Consider the following 16,495-nt stretch of genomic DNA (forward strand, 5'->3'; position numbering starts at 1 on the left):
CGCGGTCAGCGGCGGGTGAAGCGGCTCAGGATGCCGCGCACGCCCTTGCCGATGGCGGCGTCGGTGCCGCCACCACCGCGGGTCGCGCCGCCACCCATGCCGCCCCCGCCCATGCCGGCGCCGCCCGTGCGGGCGCCGCCACCGCGGCCGAGGACCTTGGACAAGATGCTGCCGATCATGGTGTCTCCCTCCTGGCCGGCGCGAGCGCCGGCGACGGTGTGTGCTGCCAGGTCTCCTACCCACACCGGCGCGCTCTCATGCCGACTCACCCCGATGGTGCGGGCGATGGTGCGCCCGGCTCAGACCACCCGGTCGCCGACGATGCGCAGCTCGCCGCCCACCCGGCCCACGTCGAGGCGCCGGGTCTCCCGCGACCCGCCGTCGTAGGTGAGCGTCACGTCGACGGAGCCGCCGCCCACGTCCTGGATCGCCACGATGTCGACGGTCGAGATGGTCGACCAGAACCCGTCGTAGCTGTCGCGGCCGATCTGCTGCTGCAGCGACGGACTCAGCGTCGCCCAGCCGGCGTCGCGGTCGCCGGGCAGCACCGCGTAGTAGTCCTCGACGAGGCCGACCGCCTCTCCCCCGCTGGCGCCCTGGGTCGGCTCGGTCTCCTCGGACTCCTCCGTCGGCTCGGTCTCCTCGGGCTCCGACTCCTCGGTCGGCTCCGAGGTCTCCTCGGTGGGCTCGGTCTCCTCGGACGGCTCGGGCGAGCCGGAGGGCGCCGAGGTGGTGTCCTCCGCGCTCGGGGCTCCGTCGTCGTCACCGATGGAGAGCAGCACGAGGCCGCCGATGGCCAGCACGAGCACCACGATCACCGCGGCCACCCACCAGCCCGCCGGCGTACGCCGCTGCCGCTCGCGGCCCGGCTCGGGCGCCGGCACCGGGGCCGGCACGGGCTCCGGCTGGGTCTCGGCCCCGGGCTCGGTCTCGGCCCCAGGCTCGGTCTCGGGCTCGGACGCGGCACCGGCAGCCGCACCCGCACCTGCCGCACCGGCCACCGCGGCGGGCGCGGGGAAGACCTGGGTCGCGGCGCCGTCGTCGTCGGCGCGGGTGTCCTGCACCCCGGCACCGCCGGCGGCGACGTCGTGCAGCTCGCGGGCGACCTGCGCCATCGACCAGCGCGCCTCGGGGTCGGGGTCCAGCATGTGTCCTATCGCCCCGGCCAGCGCGCCGGCCCGCCGCGGCGGCTCGGGGCTCTCCTGGGCGATCGCGGCCAGGGTCGCGATGGCGTTCTCGCGCGGCGCGTAGGGCTGGCGACCCTCGACGGCGGCGTACAGCGTCGCCCCCAGCGCCCACACGTCGGAGGCGGGCGAGGAGTCGGCTCCGCGGGCGAGCTCGGGCGAGAAGTAGGCGGGGGTGCCGGTCATCAGCCCGGTCTGGGTGCGGTGCTCGTCGGCGGTGTTGCTGCGTGCGATGCCGAAGTCGGAGATCTTGGCGTGGTCGCCCTCGGCCACCAGGACGTTGCCGGGCTTGACGTCGCGGTGCACGGTGCCGCGCTCGTGGGCCAGCGCCAGGCCGTCGGCGACCTGCGCGCCGATGGCGGCGGCGCGGCGCGGGTCGAGCGGGCCCTCCTCGCGCGCCAGCTGCGAGAGCGTGCGCGAGGGCACGTACTCCATCACCAGCCAGATGGTCTCGCCCTCGTCGACGGCGTCGAAGACCGAGACGACGTTGGGGTGCTGCAGCGCCGCCGAGCTGCGCGCCTCGCGCAGCCCTCGGGCCAGGTCGGCCGCCTCGCCGGGCAGCGCGCCGATCTGCTTGACCGCGACCTCGCGGCCCAGCATCTCGTCGCGGCACAACCACACCGCGCCCATCCCGCCCCGACCGAGCTCGCGCTCCACGCGGTAGCGCCCGGCGATCAGCTGCGGTGCCATCACTCCCCCTCCGACGACTGCGCCGGGCCCCGTCCGGGGCCCGACCTGTCCTGCATACCCGCTCCGGGGCACATCCACGCAAGCGAACGGGTGACGACGCCGCCGGGCCTCACCCCTGGAGCACCGGCTCGAGCCCGAGCCACCCTGCCAGGTCCTCGATCTCGGCCCGCACCGCTGCCCGGGTCTCGGCCCCGAACGGCTCGTCCTCGTGCACCGCGTGCACCACCAGCGCCCGGGCGCGCCGGTCGGCGGTGGCGTCGACCTTGCCCAGCAGCCGGTCACCCACCAGCACCGGCAGCGCGTAGTAGCCCCAGCGCCGCTGGGCCTGGGGCTTGTACATCTCCAGCTGGTAGTCGAAGTCGAACAGCTCGACCATCCGCTTGCGGTCGAAGACCAGCCGGTCGAGCGGCGAGAGCAGCGCCACCCGCGGCTCGAACGGCTCCTCCAGCGCCGCCAGCTGGGCGGGGTCGATCCGCCACCGCCCGCGCACCCCCTCCACCACGGCCGGCTCCCCCACCTCGCCGACGTGGTCGGGGTCGGGGCCCGGCACCTTCGCCGACCGGGCGCGGGCCACGCCCAGCGCGGCCAGGCGGCGTACGCCGCGCTCGTGCAGCGCCGCCTCGACCGGCGGCAGCGGGTCGTCGGCGTAGACGCGCTCGGCGAGGTCCCACAGCCGGGTGCGGCCCTCGCGCCCGGCCACCGCGACCTCGCCGCGGACCGCGAGGACCTGCAGCATCTTGTCGACGTTCTTGCCGTTGCTCCAGCCCGAGGAGCCCCACGGCCGCACGCAGGTGTCGGGCAGCGCGGTCGCCGGCAGCGGCCCGTCGGCGCGCAGCCGCTCGAGCACGTCGGCACGGCAGCCGCCGTTGTCGAGCACCCACTCCCAGGCGGCGTGCTCGTAGGGGTCGTGCAGCGCCGGGTCGGGCCAGACGGCCATCTCGGCGCGGTGCAGCGCGACGTCGTCGTGGTGGACGAGGCGCATCGAGATCTCCACCAGCCGCTGCTCCTCGCAGCGCGCGGGCAGCTCGTCGCGGTCGAGGCCCCCGCCCAGCCGGCTCCACAGCACCAGCTCGGCGCTGGGCGCGACCCGCGCGGTCAGGTCGACCTGCACCATCGTCAGCGCCCGCACCACCTCCAGCACGTCGAGGCCGCGGCGGCGCGCCGGCGCGTCGAGCAGCTGGGCCCGCACCGCGACCCGGCGCGCCTGCTCGGCGCTGAGCCGGTGCGGCGAGGAGTCGGTGGCCATGCCCGGCAGCGTAGGGCGCCCCGGGGACGGTGCGCAGCCACTACAGTCACGGCCGTGAACCCCCTCAGCGGTCTCCTGCACCGAGGCCTGCACGCGGCCTGGCGCTACCTCGACGGCCTCGGCGAGATCGTGCCCGGCACCACCTCGGCCGCGGCCTTCGGCTCCCTGGGCCGCGGCAGCAGCATCGGCTTCGCCCCCGCCACGATCCTCAACCCCGCCTCGATCCACATCGGCGAGGACACCCTGATCGGTCGCCAGGTCACCCTGTCGGTCGGGTACGGCGTCGGCGACCCGCGCGCCCCCGAGCGGGCCCTGGTCATCGGAGACCGCTGCGCCATCGGCGCGCGCTCCTCGATCACCGCCCACGAGTCCATCGAGATCGGCGACGGGGTCTTCTGCGGCCAGGGCGTCTTCATCACCGACGCCAGCCACGGCTACCAGGACCCCGACGTGCCGATCGGCCACCAGTTCGGCACGCACGACCCCGTGGTGATCGGCCCCGGCTCCTGGCTGGGCCACGGCGCCATGGTGATGCCCGGCGCCCGGATCGGGCGCAACGTCGTGGTCGCGGCCGGCTCGGTGGTGCGCGGCGTGGTCGAGGACCACGCCGTGGTCGCCGGCAACCCCGCGCGCGTCGTACGCCGCCTCGAGCCCGACGTCGGCTGGGTGGGCTCACGCGGCGACGTACGGCCGGTGCTCGGCTCCTCGCTCAGCGGCGGTTGACCTGGGGTTTGACCCGATTCGGGTAATCGCTCCCGCTCCGTTGCCGACCACGACGAACAGGAGGATCGTCGAGAGACACCCGAGCAACAGGAGGAGCACCCCATGCCGGAGTTCATGGACATGCACACAGGCATGTCAGGCATCACCGAGGACGCGCTGGCCGAGGCGCACGCCGCCGACGTGGCCATCCAGGGCGAGGAGAACGTCACCTTCAAGCACGCCTGGGCCGACCCGGAGACCGGCACGGTCTTCTGCCTGTCCGAGGCCCCCGACGCAGGTGCGGTCAACCGCATCCACGAGCGCGCCGGCCACCCCGCCGACCGGGTCTTCGAGGTGCCGGTCCAGGCCTAGAAACGCGCACCTCCACGCTCAGACCGAGGCCAGCGCCTCGATCTCGGCGTGGAACGCGCCCAGGATCCGGTCGGGGTCGGGCACCACCCGGGTGTCGACCTTGAAGCCCACGCGCACGGTGCCGGCGTAGGTGAAGATGCAGGTGCCGACGGTCTGCTCGCCCGATCCGGGCACCCAGCCCAGCAGGCTCCCGATCCGGGTGCCCGCGAGGTAGCGCGCCTCGCGCGGGCCGGGCACGTTGGTGGTCACACCGCCGGCCTTGCCGGCGAAGAACGTCACCAGCGCCCGGCTCAGCCGCGCCCCGAGCCGCCCGATGCCCTGGATCAGCGCGAACGTGATCACCGGCTCCGGGGAGCGCTTGATGACGTCCATGCGCCGCTTGGTCTCGGCCAGCCGGTCGGCCGCGTCGAGGCGACCCGAGGGCAGCATCAGCAGCACCAGCGCGAAGCGGTTGCCGAGCTCGCGCGGCAGCGGCAGGTGCATCGGGCGCAGGTTGACCGGGATCATCGTCGGGATGTCGACCGCGTGGCCGTCGTGGTCGAGCTGGTACTGCTCCAGCGCGCCGGCCAGCGCCGCCACCAGCACGTCGTTGACGGTGGCGCCGGTCGCACGGGCGATCTGCTTGACGCCCTCGAGCTCGATCGGCTCCGACCACACCGCGGCCTTGTGGGCCCCGGCCGCGCCCGACAGGGCGGTATCGGGGTTGGAGGTCAGCAGCAGCTTGCGCAGCGCCGCGACCCCGCTGATCCCGATCCGCAGCCCTTCCAGCAGCCCGCGACGCACCCGCTCGGGGCGCAGCATCTTGGGCACCTCCGGCGCCACGCGGCGCGCGGCCTGCACCACGTCGGCCAGCGCGTGGTGCGGCTGCGGCGGGGCGTGCGTGCCGTCGCGGTCGGCCTCGGGGGTCTCGTCGGTCAGCGAGAGCAGCACCTGGGTCAGCGCGATGCCGTCGGCCAGCGCGTGGTGCAGCCGCACGTAGACCGCCGACCCCTCGCGCAGGCCCTGGACCAGGTGGATGTCCCACAGCGGCCGGTCCCGCGGCAGCGGCGTACCGAGGAAGCCGCTGACGTAGGCCTGCAGCGCCGCGTCGTCGCCGGGGGCGTCGAGGTGCACCTCGTGCACGTGCTGGTCGAGGTCGAGGTCGGGTACGTCGCGCCAGCGGGCCCGTCGCGCGCCGAACCGACCGCGGCCGGGCACCGGTCGGCGCGAGAAGACGGGGTAGACGTCGAGCAGGCGGCTGCGCACCACGTGGTCGAAGCGGGCGCGGTCGAGCGGCCCGTCGAGGAACATCAGCGCCTCGATGACCATGAGGTTCTGCGGCCGGTCCATGCCCAGCCAGATCGCGTCGACCGGGTCGACCCGGTGCTCCCGGGGCTGCCTGGTCATGTCGCGGTCCTGTCGTCGAGCATCGTCAAGCCCCTCCCAAGGCTGCGTGGCACGTCACCGGCGAACCTACGTGGATCCCGGTGGCCGGGGCTCATCCCCGGTCAGGGCTTGTTGATGCGCCGGTTGACCGCGCGCAGCAGCCAGCTGGGCGTCACCCCGGCCGAGGCCAGCATCAGCCGGGCCTGGCGGCCGACCGCGCGGTGGGCGCTGGGGTGCCGGCCGGGCTTGACCGCGGCCAGCACCTCGTCGGCGACGTCGTCGGCGGTGAGCTTGATGCCCAGCGAGCGGGTGGAGGCGGTGTCGACGCCCTGCGTCATCGCGGTCTGCACGAAGAGCGGCCACAGCGCCCGCACCGTGATGTCGTCGGCGGCCCACTCGAGGTCGAGCGCCTCGGTGAGCCCGCGCACCGCGAACTTGGTGGCCGAGTAGGTCGCCAGCTCGGGCTGGCCGTAGATCGCCGAGGCCGAGGCCAGGTTGACCACGTGGGCCCCGGGCGTGGCCGCCAGGTAGGGGTGGGCGGTGTGGCAGCCGTTGACCACGCCGGTCACGTTGATGTCGACCTCGCGCTGCTGGGACTCCAGCGGGACCTCCGCGAAGCGGCCCGCCACGAGGATGCCCGCGTTGTTGACCAGCACGTCGAGGGTGCCGCCGGTGTGCGCGGTGAAGGTCCCCAGCGCCGCGCGCCACTGGTCGGCGTCGCGCACGTCGAGCCGTCCGGTCACCACGCTGTCTCCCAGCTCGGCGGCCAGCGAGACGAGGCCCGGCTCGTCGACGTCGTACGCGCCGACCAGCCACCCCTCGGCGGCGAAGCGGCGGGCGACGGCGCGGCCGATGCCGGCGGCGGCGCCGGTGACCAGGACGGATCGACGTGTCATGCGCGCCAGTATGTCGAGCCGGCCCCGTGACGACCGACCCCGCCCGTCGAGTGACCGCCCAGGCACCGCCGGAGGGCCCCGGAACAGCCCTGCGGGGTCACTCGATCGCCGCGAGCTGCGGAACTCGCGCCGGCTCGGCGAGGCTCAGACGTTGAAGCGGAACTCCACCACGTCGCCGTCGGCCATGACGTAGTCCTTGCCCTCCATGCGCACCTTGCCGGCCTCCTTGGCCTTCTGCATGGTGCCGTGCTCCATCAGGTCGTCGAAGGAGACGATCTCGGCCTTGATGAAGCCCTTCTGGAAGTCGGTGTGGATGACACCGGCGGCCTCGGGGGCGGTGGCGCCCTTCCTGATCGTCCAGGCCCGGGTCTCCTTGGGGCCGGCGGTCAGGTAGGTCTGCAGGCCCAGGGTGTCGAAGCCGACGCGGGCCAGCACGTCGAGGCCGGGCTCGGTCACGCCCATCTCGGCGAGCATCTCGCGGGCCTCGTCCTCGTCACCGAGCTCGACGAGCTCGGACTCGAACTTGGCGTCGAGGAAGATCGCCTCGGAGGGGGCGACCAGGTCGCGCATCTGCTGCTTGAGGTCGTCGTCGGCGAGCTCGTCGGCGTCGCAGTTGAAGACGTAGATGAAGGGCTTGGCCGTCAGCAGCGACAGCTCGCGCAGCAGCGCGGTGTCGAGGTCGGTGTCGATGACGGGGGTGCCGGCCTCGAGGTGGGCCAGCGCCTCCTTGGCGGCGGCCACGACGGGGGCGAGGTCCTTGTTGCCCTTCGCCTCCTTCTCCAGGCGCGGGACGGCCTTCTCCACGGTCTGCAGGTCGGCCAGGATCAGCTCGGTCTGGATCGTCGAGATGTCGCTCTTCGGGTTCACCTCGCCGTCGACGTGGGTGACGTCCTCGTCGCGGAAGACCCGGGTCACCTGGCAGATCGCGGCCGACTCGCGGATGTGGGAGAGGAACTTGTTGCCCAGGCCCTCGCCCTCCGACGCGCCGCGCACGATGCCGGCGATGTCGACGAACTCCACGGTCGCCGGCAGCTGCTTGGCCGAGCCGAAGACCTCGGCCAGCCGCGGCAGCCGGTCGTCGGGCACGCCGACCACGCCGACGTTCGGCTCGATGGTGGCGAACGGGTAGTTCGCCGCGAGGACGTCGTTCTTGGTCAGGGCGTTGAAGAGCGTCGACTTGCCCGCGTTGGGGAGACCGACGATGCCGATGGTGAGAGCCACGTGGGCTGACTCTAGGCGGGGCGGGGACCCCCGGTCACATCTCCACTCCGGAGGTCACCCCTGCAACGCCCGGAACCGCTCGGCCAGCTGCTCGCTGAGGGCCCGTGACCCGCGGGTCTCGTCGTCCATCTGCACGATGACGGTGGTGGCGCGGGCGACCGGCCGCCCGGCCTGGAAGAGGCCCTGCTGCATGGTCACCGACGAGCGGCCCACCTTCTCGACGCGGGTGCCGATGTCGATGCTGCCCGGCCAGGTGATCTCGCCGACCAGGTCGAGCTCGATGCGCACGATCACCCACGAGGCGCCCTCGTCGTTCATCGAGGCCCCGCCGGCGGGGTGCAGCAGCTCGACGCGCCCGGTCTCGAGCAGCGTCGAGAAGACGGCGTTGTTGACGTGGCCCTGGCGGTCGGTGTCGCCGTAGCGCAGCTTGTCGTGGCTGTGGGCCGGGAAGTCCTCGAGGACGGGGTGCTGGGTGGGCTGTGCGGTGCTCTGCTCGGTCACGGCGCCCAGTCTGCCCGCGCGGGCGGCGGCGTACGACGGGGGTGGTGCCGGGCCTGTGGTGGTGTGGGTCACACTCGAGACCTGCCCCCGCACCGGCCCGGAGCGGGAGCCGGACGCACCTCGGGAGGAAGCACATGACAGCGACCCGCTCCGAGCCCGCACGCCGGGCCGACGACCGCATCAGCGAGGCAGGGGCCCGCGACGAGCCGGGCGGCTCCGAGCTCAGCACGCCGCTCGACCTGCTGCTCTCGGAGGCCGGGCGCGGCCCGCTGCGCCGCTTCCTGCCCGGCATGTCGGGCGTGCGCCTCGCGACCAGCCTGGCGCGGCGACCGCGCGCCGTGGTCGGTCGGGCCGCCGGCCTGGGCGCCGAGCTGGCGCGGGTCCAGGTGGGACGCTCCGAGGTGGCCCCGCACCCCAAGGACCGCCGCTTCGCCGACGAGGCGTGGGCCAAGAACCCCTTCCTCAAGCGCACGCTGCAGAGCTACCTGGCCACCGGGCAGGCGCTGCGCGGACTGGTCGCCGACGCCGGTCTCGACTACGGCGACGCGCAGCGGATGGGCTTCATCGTCGACAACGTCGTCGAGGCCCTCTCCCCCACCAACAGCCCCGCGCTGAACCCCAAGGTCCTCAAGCGCACCATCGACACCGGCGGCGGCAACCTGCTGGCCGGCGGGCGCCGCTTCGTCAAGGACTACGCGACCGCGCCCCGCGTGCCCTCGATGGTCGAGCCCGATGCCTTCGCGGTCGGCGAGGACCTCGCGGTCACGCCCGGCTCGGTGGTGCTGCGCACCGAGGTCTTCGAGCTCATCCAGTACACCCCGCAGACCACCAAGGTCCGCAGCGTGCCGCTGCTGATCGTGCCGCCGACGATCAACAAGTACTACGTCATCGACCTGGCCGAGCAGCGCAGCCTGGTCGAGCACCTGGTGCAGGCCGGCCAGCAGGTCTACTGCATCTCCTGGCGCAACCCCGACGCCCGGCACGCCGACTGGGGCCTCGACACCTACGGCCAGGCGATCCTCGAGGCGATGAGCGCCGCGCAGGACATCGCCCGGCAGGAGAAGGTGGCGCTGCTGGGGATCTGCTCGGGCGGGATGATCGCCTCGATGGTGATGGCCCACCTGGCCGCCACCGGCGACCTCGACCGCGTCGCCGCCTTCAGCCTGGCCGTCACCGTGCTCGACCAGCACCAGGCCGGGCTGCCCAGTGCGCTGCTCTCCCACCGGGGCGCCGCCGCCTCGACGCGGGCATCTCGCGAGAAGGGCTACCTCGACGGCCGGGCGCTGGCCGAGATCTTCGCCTGGCTGCGACCCAACGACCTGATCTGGAACTACTGGGTCAACAACTACCTGATGGGCCACGCCCCCAAGGCCTTCGACATCCTCTACTGGAACGCCGACCCGGTGCGGATGACCGCTGCGATGCACCGCGACTTCATGGACCTGGCGGTGCGCAACGCCCTCGTCGAGCCGGACGCCTCGACGATGCTCGGCTCCCCCGTCGACCTCAGCAAGGTCGACGTCGACTCCTACGTCGTGGCCGGCATCGCCGACCACCTGTGCCAGTGGGAGTCCTGCTACCGCACCACCCAGCTGATGGGCGGGCAGTCGCGCTTCGTGCTCTCCACCAGCGGCCACATCGCCGCGATGGTCAACCCGCCGGGCAACGAGAAGGCCAGCTTCCAGACCGCCGAGACCAACCCGGCCGACGCCGCCGAGTGGCTGGCCGGGGCCACCAAGGTCCGGGGCAGCTGGTGGGAGGACTACGTCGAGTGGCTGGCCGCGCGCTCCGGCCCGGAGCGCAACCGGCCCCGGCGTACGGGCTCGGCCGCGTACGAGCCGGTCTGCGAGGCGCCGGGCACCTATGTCCACGACCGCTGAGCCACCAGTGACCACCCCCGAGACCCCCGAGTCCGCGCCCGACCGGGTGCGCACCGTGTCGGTGCGCGGCATCACCGCGCGCGTCTCGGTGCGCCCGGGCGTCGGCCCGTTCGTCAACGAGCCGCCGCTGCTGTTGTGCAACGGCATCGGCGTCTCCTTCGAGGTGCTGCAGCCGCTGGTCGACGCGCTCGACCCACGCCGCGGCGTGGTGCGCTTCGACGTGCCGGGCGTGGGCGGCAGCGCGCCGCCGCCGGCGCCGTACCCGATCGCGGCGCTCGCCTCGTGGGTCACCCGGCTGATGGCCGACCTGGGCCACCAGCGCTTCGACGTGCTCGGGCTCTCGTGGGGCGGCGGGCTGGCCCAGCAGCTGGCGGTGCAGTCGTGGCGGCGGGTACGCCGCGTGGTGCTGGTCGCGACCGGCACCGGCATGCTGATGGTGCCGGCCCACCCCTCGGTGCTGATGAAGATGTCGACGCCGCGGCGCCACCGCGACCCGGCGTACGCCGCCAGCATCGCCGGGGAGATCTACGGCGGCACGATGCGCACCGACCCCGAGAAGGGCGCCCGGCTGCTGCACTCGGTGACCCGGTCGGGTCCGCGGCGCGGCTACTACTACCAGCTCGGCGCGATGGCGGGCTGGTCGAGCCTGCCGTTCCTGCGGCTGCTGCGCCAGCCGACGCTGGTGATGGGTGGCGACGACGACCCGATCATCCCGGCCGCCAACCCGCGGCTGCAGGCCCGACTGATCCCCCGCGCCCGGCTGCACCTCTACGAGGGCGGCCACCTCGACATCGTGACCGAGGCCGAGACCCTGGTGCCGGTCGTCGAGAAGTTCCTGCTCGCGCCCGACCACGACCTGTGACGCCCTGACCCGCACCCCTGATCCACACCGTCGAAAGGCCCTGTCGATGACCCACGAGCCCGAGGTCGCCGACCTCGACGACTCCCCCTTCTCCGACTTCCTGGGCTTCGAGCTGCTGCTCGAGGAGCAGGACCGCGAGCTGCTCAGCCGGGTGCGGGCCTTCATGACCCGCGAGGTCGAGCCGGTCATCAACGAGCACTGGACCCGCGGCGAGTTCCCGCACCAGCTGGTGCCCCAGATCGCCGAGCTCGGCATCGCCGGGCTGGCCTACGACGGCCCCGGCTGCCCCGGCCGCGGTGCGCTGGTCGACGGCATGGTCGCGATGGAGCTCAGCCGCACCGACCCCTCCATCGGCACCTTCATGGGCGTGCACGGCGGGCTGGCGATGGGCTCGATCCAGCTCTGCGGCTCCGAGGAGCAGCGCGAGCGGTGGCTGCCGGCGATGGCACGGATGGAGCTGATCGGCGCCTTCGCGCTCACCGAGCCCGACGTCGGCTCGGCGATCTCGATGGGCCTGGCCACCACCGCCCGCCGCGACGGCGACGGCTGGGTGCTCAACGGGGAGAAGAAGTGGATCGGCAACGCCTCCTTCGCCGACCTGGTCATCGTCTGGGCCCGCGACGAGGACGACGGCGAGGTGAAGGGCTTCGTGGTCGAGAAGGGCACCGAAGGCATGCACTTCGACGTCCAGCAGGACAAGATCGCGCTGCGCGTGGTGCAGAACGCCGAGATCCACCTGCGCGACGTGCACGTGCCCGAGACCAACCGGCTGCAGGGCGCCAGCAGCTTCGCCAGCACCTCCGAGGTGCTGCGGGTGACCCGGATGGGGGTGGCCTGGCAGGCCGTCGGCTGCGCGCGCGGCGCCTACGAGCACGCGGTGCGCTACACCAAGGCCCGCGAGCAGTTCGGCCGCTCGATCGCCTCCTTCCAGCTGGTCCAGGACCTGCTGGTCAAGATGCTCTCCAACGTCACCGCCGGCACCGCCATGAACGTGCGCGCCTCGCAGCTGCAGGACGCCGGGCTGCTGCGCGACGAGCACGCCTCGCTGTGCAAGGTGCACAGCACCGTGCGGATGCGCGAGACCGTCGGCTGGGCCCGGGAGGTGCTGGGCGGCAACGGCATCCTGCTCGAGCACCACGTGGGCCGCTTCGTGGCCGACGCCGAGGCCATCTACTCCTACGAGGGCACCCGCGAGATCAACACCCTGATCGTGGGCCGCGCCATCACCGGCGAGAGCGCCTTCGTCTGACGCCGAGCCGGCTCGTGTGAACCGGCCGGCTCGGCGCTCAGGCCGCGCCGGTCTCGCTGCGCACGAAGGCCGCGAAGCCGGGCACGGTGAAGCGCAGCATCCCGCGCGCGGCCACTTCGATGAGCCCCTTGTCGAGCAGGCTGCGCCGGGCGACGCTGATGTCGTTGGTGCCCACGCCCATCCGCTGCGCCACGTCGCCGCGGCGTACGTCGTCGTCGCCCAGGGCCGCCATCGCCTCCAGCAGCCGGCGCTCCCCCGGCGCGGCCTTGGCCCAGCGGGCCCGGAACATCGTCTCGAGCTCGCGCTCGACGTCGGCGTGCGCGTCGACGAGGTCGCCGAGGTGGAGCTCGGCGCCGGCCGCCGGCCTGGCCCGTCGCCACACCGCGTCCCCGTAGAGCTGGAGGAAGTAGGGATAGCCCTGCGCCAGGGTGACGACGGCGTCGAGCAGCCCCGGGCTCCAGGTGACCTCGTGCTGGGAGGCGGGCACCACCAGCGCCTCGGCCGCATCGGCCTCGTCGAGGCGCTCCAGGGTGCGGAACCCGAAGCGCTCGCTGAAGGTGACCGCGGCCGTCAGCACGTCGGGAGCGTTGGGCAGCCCGGCCGCGAAGAGCACCGCCGGCGGCTCGGGCACGGCGTTCTGCAGCTCCTGCCAGGCGTAGGCCAGGGTGCGCAGGTCGGCACGCGGGGCGGCCTGGATCTCGTCGACGAACAGGCACAGCCCGGCCGAGCCGCGCTCACGCGCCTCGAGCGCGGCGCTGGTGACGAGCTCGCCGAACGCCGCCGAGGCCGCGCGCCGCCCAGTGGCCGCGTCCGCCGGGCTGACGTCGACCTCGACGCCGGCCTTCGCGGGCCCCACCCCGAGCTCGACGCTCAGCCGCTCCAGGCGCTCGCGCCACGGGGCCCGCCGGGCGACGTCGATGCCGATCCGGTCGAGCTCGGTGGCCAGGGCGTGCACCATCGTGGTCACCAGCGACTCGTCGCCCCGCGCGGTCACCCAGGCCGTCACCATGCCGATGCCCGCCGCCGACTCGCGCACGGTCTTGAGCAGCGAGGTCTTGCCGACCCCGCGCGGGCCGATGTCGACACGCACCCGGCCCTGGAACCGGCCGTAGACGGCCAGCACGGCCAGCTCGGCCTCGGCCTCCTCCAGCTGCTCGCGGCGTCCGGCCAGCACGATGGGCGCCGCGCCGGGCGTGTACGGGCTGGGCAGCGTCATGATGATTCCTTATGGACCGTGGTTTCCATAAGGAACCATAACCGCCCCCACCGACACTGTCGCCGCCGCTGCGGCGTACGTTGTCAGCGTGCGCCTGGCCACCTGGAACGTCAACTCGCTCCGCTCCCGCATCGACCGCGTCGAGGCCTTCCTGGCCCGCCACGACGTCGACGTCCTGGCCCTGCAGGAGACCAAGGCGCGCCTCGACCAGCTGCCGCTGCTGGGCCTGCAGTCGGCGGGCTACGAGGTCGCGGCCGCCGGGGTGAACCAGTGGAACGGCGTGGCCGTGATCAGCCGGGTCGGTCTCGACGACGTCGAGGTCGGCTTCCCCGACATGCCCGGGTGGGGCGACCCGGTCGCCGCCGAGGCGCGCGCGATCGGCGCGACCTGCGGCGGGGTGCGGGTGTGGAGCCTCTACGTGCCCAACGGCCGCAAGGTCGACGACCCGCACTACGCCTACAAGCTCGACTGGCTCGCCCGCCTGCGCACGGCCGCCCGCGACTGGGCCGCGACCCCGACCGCCCTGGTCGGTGACTGGAACATCGCGCCGCGCGACGAGGACGTCTTCGACATCGCCCAGTTCAAGACCAGCACCCACGTGACCGCGCCCGAGCGCGCGGCCTTCCAGGGCTTCCTCGACGACGGGTACGCCGACCTGGCGCGGCCCTTCACCCCCGAGCCCGACAGCTACACCTACTGGGACTACTACCGCCAGCGCTTCGAGCGCAACCGCGGGATGCGCATCGACTTCGTGCTCGGCTCCCCCGCCCTGGCCGCGCGCACCACCGGCGCCTTCGTCGACCGCGACGAGCGCGCCGGCAAGGGCGCCTCCGACCACGCGCCGGTGGTCGTCGACCTCGCCGACTGAGGACTGTCGGCGCCCAGGTCCATGCTGGGCCCATGGACGTCTCGACGGTCGCCTCCCTGACCACCACCCTCCTGCTCGGCCTGACCATCGGGGCCGTGCTGGGGCTGCTCTGGGCGCGCCTGCGGCACGCCGAGGCCGCGGTCGAGCGGCCGTACGACGAGCGCGTGGGCGCCGCGCTCGACCAGCGCGCCGCCGACCAGGCGGTGGTGCGCGAGGGGCTGGAGCGCCTGCAGGACCAGCTGCGCGACCTCGAGCACACCCGCGTCTCGTGGCAGGGCCAGCTGCACCAGCAGGTCGCCGACATGCGCCACACCACCGACCTGCTCAGCAAGGAGACCCGCGCGCTGAGCACGGCGCTGCGCAAGCCGCAGGTGCGCGGGCAGTGGGGCGAGCTGCACCTGCGCCGCGCCGTCGAGCTGGCCGGGCTGGTCGACCGCTGCGACTTCCGCGAGCAGGTGCGCCTCGACGACGGGGCGCTGCGCCCCGACCTGGTGGTCCAGCTGGTCGGCGAGCGCCAGGTGGTCGTCGACGCCAAGGTGCCGCTCGACGCCTACCTCGACGCCACCTCCGCCGACGACGAGGAGACCCAGCGCGCCCACCTGGCCCGCCACGCCCGGCAGGTGCGCACCCACGTCGAGCAGCTCGGGGCCAAGTCCTACTGGCGCTCGCTGGAGCAGACCCCCGAGTTCGTGGTGCTCTTCGTGCCGGCCGAGTCGTTCCTGGCCGCGGCGCTCGAGACCGACCCGGGCCTGATCGAGCACGCCGCGACCCGCCAGGTGGTGCTGGCCTCGCCCACCACGCTGATCGCGCTGCTGCGCACCGTGGCCCAGGGCTGGCAGCACGAGGCCCTGGCCCAGCAGACCCGCGAGATCCACCGGCTGGGCCGCGACCTGCACGGACGCCTGGGCACCCTCGGCAGCCACGTCGACGCCGTCGGGCGCTCCCTCAACGCCGCGGTCGGGCACTACAACAGCGCGGTCGCCTCGCTGGAGTCGCGGGTGCTGGTCTCGGCGCGCCGCTTCACCGACCTCGCGGTCACCGACGAGGAGCTCGGCTCCCCGCGCACCGTCGAGCTGCGCGCGGTCGACCGGCGCGGCGCGCACGACGATCCCGACGAGCGCCCTAGCGTGGCGCTGTAGGCCCCCGGGCCGCCCCCACCCGAGCGGAGGTGCGACGAGCGATGAGCAGCAGCCCCGGTCGCGCGCCCACCCTGTGGGAGGAGGGCACCACGCCCGGCCGCCAGGTGGTGGCGCTCGGTCTTGCGCTCACCCTGACCGCGGTGGCCCTCGACCTGCTGTTCTCCCCCGGCCTCGGGTGGGTCTTCGACGCGGCCTTCGTGCTGGTCTGCGTCGGCTGCGCGCTGCTGGTGCGCCCCCGCGACTTCTTCACCGTCGGCGTGCTGCCGCCGCCGCTGATGCTCGCCGCCCTCGTGCTGCTCGGCCTGGTCAGCCCCGGCGCGATCGCCCGGGCGCAGGACGGCGCGGTGCAGGCGGTCTTCTCCGGGCTGGCCGACCACGCGCTGGCGCTGGTGCTGGGCTACGCGCTGGCCCTGGCGGTGCTGGTGGTGCGCGACCGCTTCGCCCGCGCCCACGGTCGCGGCGCGGCCATCGCCTGGCCTACTCGAAGCGCGACGCGTCGCCCGAGCCGTGGCGCAGCACCTCGGGCTCCGGGCCCGACCAGTCCACGACCGTCGTAGGCTCCGCGGTCGTCTCGCCGGCCTCGATCACGATGTCGACCTGGTGCTCGAGCTCCTCCTTGATGTCCCAGCCCATCGTGCGGACCTCGCTCTCGCCGGGCAGGATCAGCGAGCTCGACAGCAGCGGCTCGCCGAGCTCCTCGAGCAGCGCCGTGACCACCACGTGGTCGGGGATCCGCACCCCCACGGTCTTCTTCTTGGGATGCAGCAGCCGGCGCGGCACCTCGGGGGTGCCGGGCAGGATGAAGGTGTAGGGCCCCGGGGTCGACGAGCGGATCGCCCGGAACGCGGAGTTGTCGACGTGCACCAGCTGGCCGAGCTGCGAGAAGTCACGGCAGACCAGCGTGAAGTGGTGCTTGTCGTCGAGACCGCGGATCTTGAGGATGCGGTCGCGGCCGTCACGGTTGCCGATCCGGCAGCCCAGGGCGTAGCCCGAGTCGGTCGGGTAGGCGATCAGCGCGTCGTCGCGCAGCGCCTCGACGACCTGGGCGACGAGTCGGGGCTGCGGGTCGACGGGGTGCAGGTCGACGTACCTGGCCATCTGCTG

The 16,495-nt window shown here is 73.6% G+C and carries 17 protein-coding genes; 8 read left to right on the plus strand and 9 right to left on the minus strand.

Features of this window, described 5'->3' with window-relative positions; genetic code table 11:
* Window positions 1-5: 5 nt before the first annotated feature.
* The 3 genes from QWJ41_RS09505 to QWJ41_RS09515 form a co-directional block, all read right to left on the minus strand.
* The gene (locus QWJ41_RS09505) at window positions 6-179 is read right to left on the minus strand and encodes a hypothetical protein (protein WP_302707627.1); all 174 of its coding nucleotides are present in this window, start codon (window positions 177-179) and stop codon (window positions 6-8) included.
* A 120-nt stretch (window positions 180-299) separates the two neighbouring features.
* Window positions 300-1,874, minus strand: coding sequence for a serine/threonine-protein kinase (locus QWJ41_RS09510; RefSeq protein WP_302707628.1), 1,575 nt, complete (start codon window positions 1,872-1,874; stop codon window positions 300-302).
* A gap of 109 nt (window positions 1,875-1,983) precedes the next feature.
* Complete coding sequence (locus QWJ41_RS09515) at window positions 1,984-3,120, minus strand: DNA glycosylase AlkZ-like family protein (protein ID WP_302707630.1); 1,137 nt, start codon at window positions 3,118-3,120, stop codon at window positions 1,984-1,986.
* A gap of 54 nt (window positions 3,121-3,174) precedes the next feature.
* Between QWJ41_RS09515 and QWJ41_RS09520 the strand changes: the two genes are divergently transcribed.
* Both QWJ41_RS09520 and QWJ41_RS09525 read left to right on the plus strand, forming a co-directional pair.
* A complete protein-coding gene (locus tag QWJ41_RS09520; RefSeq protein ID WP_302707631.1) occupies window positions 3,175-3,843 on the plus strand; it encodes an acyltransferase in 669 nt (222 codons plus the stop codon).
* A gap of 102 nt (window positions 3,844-3,945) precedes the next feature.
* Window positions 3,946-4,194, plus strand: coding sequence for an SCO4226 family nickel-binding protein (locus QWJ41_RS09525; protein ID WP_302707633.1), 249 nt, complete (start codon window positions 3,946-3,948; stop codon window positions 4,192-4,194).
* A gap of 18 nt (window positions 4,195-4,212) precedes the next feature.
* On the opposite strand, the gene QWJ41_RS09530 is transcribed toward QWJ41_RS09525, so the two are convergent.
* The 4 genes from QWJ41_RS09530 to QWJ41_RS09545 form a co-directional block, all read right to left on the minus strand.
* Window positions 4,213-5,580 carry a wax ester/triacylglycerol synthase family O-acyltransferase gene (locus QWJ41_RS09530; RefSeq protein ID WP_302707635.1) on the minus strand — a complete coding sequence of 456 codons (1,368 nt, stop codon included), beginning with the start codon at window positions 5,578-5,580 and terminating at the stop codon, window positions 4,213-4,215.
* A gap of 101 nt (window positions 5,581-5,681) precedes the next feature.
* The gene (locus QWJ41_RS09535) at window positions 5,682-6,455 is read right to left on the minus strand and encodes an SDR family oxidoreductase (protein WP_302707636.1); all 774 of its coding nucleotides are present in this window, start codon (window positions 6,453-6,455) and stop codon (window positions 5,682-5,684) included.
* Window positions 6,456-6,599: 144 nt separating this feature from the next.
* A complete protein-coding gene (gene ychF / locus QWJ41_RS09540; RefSeq protein WP_302707638.1) occupies window positions 6,600-7,676 on the minus strand; it encodes a redox-regulated ATPase YchF in 1,077 nt (358 codons plus the stop codon).
* Window positions 7,677-7,730: 54 nt separating this feature from the next.
* The gene (locus tag QWJ41_RS09545) at window positions 7,731-8,177 is read right to left on the minus strand and encodes an acyl-CoA thioesterase (RefSeq protein WP_302707640.1); all 447 of its coding nucleotides are present in this window, start codon (window positions 8,175-8,177) and stop codon (window positions 7,731-7,733) included.
* Between the two features lie 134 nt (window positions 8,178-8,311).
* Here QWJ41_RS09545 and QWJ41_RS09550 point away from each other — a divergent pair, with 134 nt between their 5' ends.
* From QWJ41_RS09550 to QWJ41_RS09560, 3 genes are read left to right on the plus strand one after another with little or no spacing between them, the layout of a single operon-like run.
* Window positions 8,312-10,057 carry a PHA/PHB synthase family protein gene (locus QWJ41_RS09550; protein WP_302707641.1) on the plus strand — a complete coding sequence of 582 codons (1,746 nt, stop codon included), beginning with the start codon at window positions 8,312-8,314 and terminating at the stop codon, window positions 10,055-10,057.
* Window positions 10,058-10,064: 7 nt separating this feature from the next.
* Window positions 10,065-10,919 (plus strand): poly(3-hydroxyalkanoate) depolymerase, encoded by an 855-nt coding sequence (phaZ, locus tag QWJ41_RS09555; RefSeq protein ID WP_302707643.1) that lies wholly within the window; start codon window positions 10,065-10,067, stop codon window positions 10,917-10,919.
* A 46-nt stretch (window positions 10,920-10,965) separates the two neighbouring features.
* Window positions 10,966-12,168 carry an acyl-CoA dehydrogenase family protein gene (locus QWJ41_RS09560; RefSeq protein ID WP_302707645.1) on the plus strand — a complete coding sequence of 401 codons (1,203 nt, stop codon included), beginning with the start codon at window positions 10,966-10,968 and terminating at the stop codon, window positions 12,166-12,168.
* A gap of 37 nt (window positions 12,169-12,205) precedes the next feature.
* Here the strand turns inward: QWJ41_RS09560 and QWJ41_RS09565 are convergent, their stop codons facing one another.
* Window positions 12,206-13,384, minus strand: coding sequence for a DUF8462 domain-containing protein (locus tag QWJ41_RS09565; protein WP_302707647.1), 1,179 nt, complete (start codon window positions 13,382-13,384; stop codon window positions 12,206-12,208).
* A gap of 88 nt (window positions 13,385-13,472) precedes the next feature.
* Here QWJ41_RS09565 and QWJ41_RS09570 point away from each other — a divergent pair, with 88 nt between their 5' ends.
* Genes QWJ41_RS09570 through QWJ41_RS09580 form a run of 3 tightly spaced genes read left to right on the plus strand, consistent with a single transcriptional unit; the run spans window position 13,473 to window position 15,948 of the window.
* Window positions 13,473-14,252, plus strand: a complete 780-nt coding sequence (locus tag QWJ41_RS09570; protein ID WP_302707648.1) for an exodeoxyribonuclease III — start codon at window positions 13,473-13,475, stop codon at window positions 14,250-14,252.
* A gap of 32 nt (window positions 14,253-14,284) precedes the next feature.
* Entirely contained in the window at window positions 14,285-15,391 is a 1,107-nt protein-coding gene (locus tag QWJ41_RS09575; protein ID WP_302707650.1) for a DNA recombination protein RmuC, read from the plus strand.
* Between the two features lie 41 nt (window positions 15,392-15,432).
* Window positions 15,433-15,948, plus strand: coding sequence for a DUF6542 domain-containing protein (locus QWJ41_RS09580; RefSeq protein WP_302707652.1), 516 nt, complete (start codon window positions 15,433-15,435; stop codon window positions 15,946-15,948).
* Here QWJ41_RS09580 and QWJ41_RS09585 read toward each other — a convergent pair.
* Entirely contained in the window at window positions 15,869-16,489 is a 621-nt protein-coding gene (locus tag QWJ41_RS09585) for an L-threonylcarbamoyladenylate synthase (RefSeq protein WP_302707654.1), read from the minus strand. The genes QWJ41_RS09580 and QWJ41_RS09585 overlap by 80 nt on opposite strands.
* Window positions 16,490-16,495: the final 6 nt, after the last annotated feature.

Source organism: Nocardioides cremeus (assembly GCF_030518195.1).
Lineage (GTDB): Bacteria > Actinomycetota > Actinomycetes > Propionibacteriales > Nocardioidaceae > Nocardioides > Nocardioides cremeus.